The 5,574-nt window shown below is 66.0% G+C and carries 6 protein-coding genes; all 6 read left to right on the top strand.

From position 1 onward, the window contains the following. Window positions 1-698, top strand: a 698-nt coding sequence (locus tag WA702_RS01175; RefSeq protein WP_425108692.1) for an ABC transporter ATP-binding protein, incomplete at its 5' end; no start/stop codon positions are given. Further along, window positions 688-1,407: an ABC transporter ATP-binding protein gene (locus tag WA702_RS01180; protein WP_425108693.1), complete on the top strand. Its 720-nt coding sequence runs from the start codon at window positions 688-690 to the stop codon at window positions 1,405-1,407. The genes WA702_RS01175 and WA702_RS01180, both read left to right, overlap by 11 nt. A gap of 104 nt (window positions 1,408-1,511) precedes the next feature. Further along, window positions 1,512-2,864 (top strand): amidase, encoded by a 1,353-nt coding sequence (locus tag WA702_RS01185; RefSeq protein WP_425108694.1) that lies wholly within the window; start codon window positions 1,512-1,514, stop codon window positions 2,862-2,864. A 179-nt stretch (window positions 2,865-3,043) separates the two neighbouring features. After that, window positions 3,044-3,787: a 2OG-Fe(II) oxygenase gene (locus WA702_RS01190; protein WP_425108696.1), complete on the top strand. Its 744-nt coding sequence runs from the start codon at window positions 3,044-3,046 to the stop codon at window positions 3,785-3,787. 3 nt (window positions 3,788-3,790) lie between these two features. Next, window positions 3,791-4,444 (top strand): DNA oxidative demethylase AlkB, encoded by a 654-nt coding sequence (alkB, locus tag WA702_RS01195; protein ID WP_425108697.1) that lies wholly within the window; start codon window positions 3,791-3,793, stop codon window positions 4,442-4,444. An 87-nt stretch (window positions 4,445-4,531) separates the two neighbouring features. Further along, the coding region (locus WA702_RS01200; protein ID WP_425108698.1) for an MFS transporter at window positions 4,532-5,574 on the top strand (1,043 nt) is incomplete at its 3' end.

Consider the following 5,574-nt stretch of genomic DNA (forward strand, 5'->3'; position numbering starts at 1 on the left):
GCAATCTCGTCAAGCGCTTCGGCGGTTTCACCGCGCTCGACGGCCTCAGCTTCCATATCGTACCCGGCGAAATCCTGGGTCTGGTCGGCCCGAACGGTTCCGGCAAGACCACGGCGATCAACGTCACATCCGGGCTCTATGCGCCCGATGGCGGCGTGGTGACATTCGAAGGCCACGACATCGGCGGCGCCGCGTCGCACAAGCTCGTGCATCGCGGCATCAACCGCACCTTCCAGGTGCCGAAGCCATTCTTGTCGCTTACCGTGCGCGAGAACGTCGCGGTGGCGCTGGCCTATGGTGGAGCTGCGGCGTCGGCGCCCACGATCGATGCGCTGCTCACGGAATACAGACTGATCGAGCTCGCCGATCGTCCGGCCGCCGATCTCAACAGCGCGCAGCAGAAGCTATTGGACTTGACGCGCGCGCTGGCGACCTCGCCGCGATTGCTGCTGCTCGACGAGCTCGCGGCCGGCTTCAATCCGACCGAGCTCGACTGGATTGCGGAGCGCATCAAGGCGCTCGCTGCCAGGGGCATGGCGATTATCGTGGTCGAGCATCTGATGGGCTTCATCGAGCACATCACCGATCGCGTCATTGTCATGAACGCCGGCAAAGAGATCTTCGAGGGCAAGCTCGCCGAAGCGATCAGGCAGCCGCAGGTGATCGAGGTGTTTTTGGGAGGCGAGCATGCAGCCTGATGCGACGCCGCTGCTCGCGGCCTCCGGTGTCGATGCAGGTTACGGCACCATGCAGGTGCTGTGGAGCGTCGATCTCGACGTACGGCCGGGCGAGACCGTGCTGCTGCTGGGCGCCAACGGCGCTGGCAAGACCACGTTCCTGAAATCGCTGGTCGGACTGATCGATGCGCGCCAGGGCAGCATTCGCCTCGGCGGTGACGACATCACGCGGATGCGCTCCAGCGATCGGATGCGCCGCGGCATGACCTACATGTCCGAACTCGCGGTGTTTCCGGATCTGTCCATCGAGGAGAATATCCGGATCGGCGCCCAGGCGCTGGGCCATGCCAATCCCGGCTCACGTCTCAACGAGCTCTATGGGCTGTTTCCGGTACTGCGTGACAAGCGCAGGGATGCAGCCTCCAGCCTGTCCGGCGGCCAACGCAAAATGCTGGGCCTCGCCAAGGCCATGGCGTCGGAGCCGAAGCTGCTGGTGCTCGACGAGCCCTCGGCCGGGCTGTCGCCGCTGTTCGTCAAGGAAGTGATCCGCATCCTGCGGGATCTTCAAGGCAAGGGCATTGCGCTGCTCGTTGCGGAGCAGAACATCGGCTTCCTCGAGGTCGCAACCCGGGTGTTCGTGCTCGAGGGCGGCCGCATCCGCTTCTCCGGCACGGTGGCTGAGATGTCCGACAACGAGGCGTTGCGGAAGGCCTATTTCGGGTTGAAGTAACGCGCAGGTCAGGGTCTCCCGCAGCGGCATTGTCGCCGGCGAGGCCGTCCGGTATGGCTGGGATCGTAACGGTTCCGGCCGCGAACGAAGCACGAGTGGACACCATGACCGCAGCACATCCGACCCTTGCCTCATTGGCCGATGATCTCGCCGCCGGCCGCACCACGGCCCGCAAGCTGGTCGAGGACTGCCTGGGGCGGATTGCCGATCCTGCCGGCGAAGGCCAGCGCGTCTTCATCCATGTCGATCGTGACGCCGCGCTGGCCGCCGCCGACGCCATGGACGCGCTGCGCCGGGCCAACGCTGCGCCATCGCGCTTCGCCGGCATTCCAGTGTCGATCAAGGACCTGTTCGACATCAAGGGGCAGGTGACGCGCGCCGGCTCCCGTGCGCTGGAGGATTCCGTCCCGGCCGAGACAGACGCGACTGCCGTAGCGCGGCTGCGGCGGGCCGGCTTCGTCGTGATCGGCCGCACCAACATGACCGAGTTCGCCTATTCCGGCATCGGCATCAACCCGCATTACGGTACCCCGAAGAGCGTCTACAAGCGCGAGGTGGGCTATGTCCCCGGCGGCTCGTCGTCGGGGGCAGGCGTCTCGGTCGCCGACCGCATGGCCTATGGCGCGCTCGGCACCGACACCGGCGGCTCCTGCCGGATTCCGGCGGCCTTCAATGGTATCGTCGGCTACAAGCCGACGCAGTCGCGCGTGCCACTCGACGGCGGCATACCGCTGTCCTCGTCGCTCGACAGCTTTGGCCCGCTCGCCAACAGCGTCGCATGCTGCGCCATCCTCGACGCGGTGCTGGCGGACGAGCCGATCACTGCGCTCGTGCCGCGTCCAGTCAAGGGCCTGCGGCTCGCGGTGCCGACCACGGTGGTGCTCGACGATCTCGACGACGCTGTCGCGAAGACCTTCGAGCGTGCTCTGGAGATCCTGGCGAAGCATGGCGCGCTGATCGAGCGCATCGAAATGCCGGAATTCTTCGACGTCGGCGTCATGAATGCGAAGGGTGGCTTCTCTCCGGCGGAGGCCTACGCTTGGCATCGCTATCTCATCACCAGCAAGGGTGACGTGTACGACCCTCGCGTGGCGGCGCGGATCATGCGCGGTGCGAGCATTTCCGCAGCCGACTATATCGAGACCGTCGCCGCGCGGCCCTCGCTGATCGCGCGCGCGGCTGCGCGCATCGCGCCCTATGATGCGCTGGTGCTGCCGACCACCGCCAACACGCCGCCGAAGATCAGCGATCTCGCTGCGGATGATGCCTTTACCCGCGAGAACCTGCGCGCGCTCCGCAACCCCTCGATGATCAACAATATCGACGGCTGCGCGATCTCGCTGCCGGCGCACCGCGCGGGCGAGATCCCGGTCGGCCTGATGCTGGCGCAGTCCGGCGGCAACGACCGCAAACTGTTCGAGGTCGCGGCCGGCGTCGAGGGCGTGATCCGGAGCTGACGGTGACGCTCTGCCGCTAGGGTCGTCATTGCGAGCGAAGCGAAGCAATACAGAGACCACGATAACGATTTGGATTGCTTCGTCGCTTCGCTCCTCGCAATGACAAGGGAGGCGATCTCAAACCATCACATCGCCGGAATCGGGTGGCGCTGCGTGCCCAGCGATACGATATTGTGGCTATGAAAGCCGTAGCAAAGACAGCCACATCTGTTCCATCCGATATCACCTCCCGCGTCAATGCCCTCGATTGGGCGCAGATCGCAGGGGAGCTGGACGGGCAGGGCTGCGCGATCCTGAAGAACCTGTTGTCGCCAGACGAGTGCCGTGCGCTGGGCGCGCTCTATCCCGACGATGCCCATTTCCGCAGCCGCGTGGTGATGGCGCGGCACGGTTTTGGTCGCGGCGAGTACAAATATTTCAACTATCCGCTGCCCGACCCGATCGCGCAGTTGCGTCCGCGTCTCTATGCGCAGCTTGCCGCCATTGCCAATCGCTGGAACCGGGCGATGGGCATCGACATCTCCTATCCCAGCGACCACGATGCGTTCCTGCAGCGCTGTCACAAGGCGGGCCAGACCCGGCCGACGCCGCTGCTGCTGCAATACGAGGCCGGCGACTACAACTGCCTGCATCAGGATCTCTACGGCGAGCACGTGTTTCCGATCCAGGTCGCGATCCTGCTCTCCGAGCCGGGCCGGGATTTCGAGGGCGGTGAGTTCGTGCTGACGGAGCAGCGGCCACGCATGCAGTCGCGCGCCGAGGTGGTGCCGCTGGGCCAAGGCGACGCCGTCGCCTTCGCTGTGCATGTCCGCCCGGTGCAGGGGACGCGCGGCGCCTATCGTGTCAATATGCGCCACGGCGTCAGCCGGCTCCGGTCCGGCCGGCGACATACGGTCGGCGTGATCTTTCATGATGCGAAGTAGGACTTGGTGACGGATCTGTTCGAAAGCCTGGGCGCCGTGGGGCCGTCGCGAGAGCCGCTCGCGGATGGCGCCGTGCTGCTGCGCGGCTTCGTGCGGCCGCAGCAGCACGAACTGATCTCGGCGGTCGAGGCCATCACCGCACAGGCACCGTTTCGTCATTTGATCACGCCCGGCGGCTATCGCATGTCGGTCGGTATGACCAATTGCGGAGACGTCGGCTGGGTCTCCGACTCCAGCGGCTACCGCTACGACGCGATCGATCCGGAAAGCGGCAGGCCGTGGCCGGCGATGCCGGTGCCCTTTCGCAAGCTCGCGGAGGACGCCGCAGCGGAGGCCGGTTTTCCCGGTTTCGCGCCCGATGCCTGCCTGATCAACCGCTACCAGCCCGGCGCGCGGCTGTCGCTGCATCAGGATCGCGACGAGCTTCATCTCGGTGCGCCGATCGTCTCGGTCTCGCTCGGGCTGCCTGCGACGTTTCTGTTCGGCGGGCTGAAGCGCAGCGATCCGACGCGGCGCACCCGGCTGGAGCACGGCGATGTCGTGGTCTGGGGCGGGCCGGCGCGGCTCGCGTTTCACGGCGTGGCGCCGCTCGCCGAGGGCGAGCATGGCTTGCTCGGGCAGCAGCGCATCAATCTCACCTTCCGGCGGGCGCGTTAGCGGGAGCGTCCCGACCGCCGCTAACACACCGCAATTTTACCGGAACCACCCCGGTTGTATGCTAGCCGGCTCCCAGGAGTGGGCATCATGAGCGCAACCGAGATTTCTGCGGACGAAGACGAGGCCGGGACGAACCGGCTCGGCCTCTATCTGGCGTTGCTGCAATTGGTGTTCACGCTGCTGTGGACCACCTATGTGATTTACCTGCCGAAGCTCGCGGCCGGCATCGGCATTGCACCCTCGGCTGTCATCTTCATCCTGATGATGGACCAGGCGGTGTTCACTGTCACCGACACCGCCATGGGCATGGCCGCCGATCGCATCGCGCGCGTCTTCGGGCGGCTCGGGCCGTGGATCGGCGTGCTCACGGCGATCTCGTGTGCCGCCTTCGTGGCGCTGCCTTTTGTCACCGGTCCAAACGCCAAAATCATCTTCATCGGCCTGATCCTGGTCTGGGCCATCACCTCGTCGGCGCTGCGGGCGCCGCCGCTGATCCTGCTCGGCCAGCACGCGGCCAAGCCGCGCGTGCCGTTCCTTGCGGCCGTGGTGTTGCTCGGCTACGGCCTTGCAGGCGCGGTCTCGCCCTATCTCGGCGTGCTCCTGCGCAACACCGACGCGAGGATGCCGTTCATCATCTCCACGGTGGTGCTGCTGCTGACGGCGCTGGGACTGTCGCAGGTCGGGCCGGGTCTGGGGCAGGCGGAGCGGCTCCAAGCCAAGCCTGCGCCGCTGCGCGGCGTGTCGATGCTGGTCATCATTGCCATGGTCATTCTGGCGCTCGGCTATCAGCTGCATTTCAGCGTCAACAGCGAGTTCTTCTATTTGCGCATCGCCAAGTCGGCCGAGCTGCAATGGCTCCTGCCGGTGTTCTGGATCGGCTTCAACGTCGCGATGTTTCCGGCCAGCCGGATCGTGAGACATCGCGGTGCCCTGATCGTGATCGGCGCCGGCGGCCTGCTCGGTGCGGTTGCGATCGTGATCGCGGAACTCACGGGTACGCTGAACGTGATGATCGTCGCGCAGTTCGTCGCGGGTGCGGCCTGGGGCTGCATGATGATGGGCGCGATCTCGGCCGCGCTGTGGATCGGCGCGACCGGTGCCGAGGGCAAGGTCACGGGCCTGGTATTCTC

The sequence above is a fragment of the Bradyrhizobium sp. genome (assembly GCF_049798375.1).
Classification (GTDB): Bacteria; Pseudomonadota; Alphaproteobacteria; order Rhizobiales; family Xanthobacteraceae; genus Bradyrhizobium.

What these genes read in the sequence shown, in the direction of transcription:
- WA702_RS01185 (WP_425108694.1), top strand. Translation starts at nt 1,512, where the DNA reads ATGACCGCAGCACATCCGACCCTTGCCTCATTGGCCGATGATCTCGCC.
- WA702_RS01190 (WP_425108696.1), top strand. Translation starts at nt 3,044, where the DNA reads ATGAAAGCCGTAGCAAAGACAGCCACATCTGTTCCATCCGATATCACC.
- WA702_RS01180 (WP_425108693.1), top strand. Translation starts at nt 688, where the DNA reads ATGCAGCCTGATGCGACGCCGCTGCTCGCGGCCTCCGGTGTCGATGCA.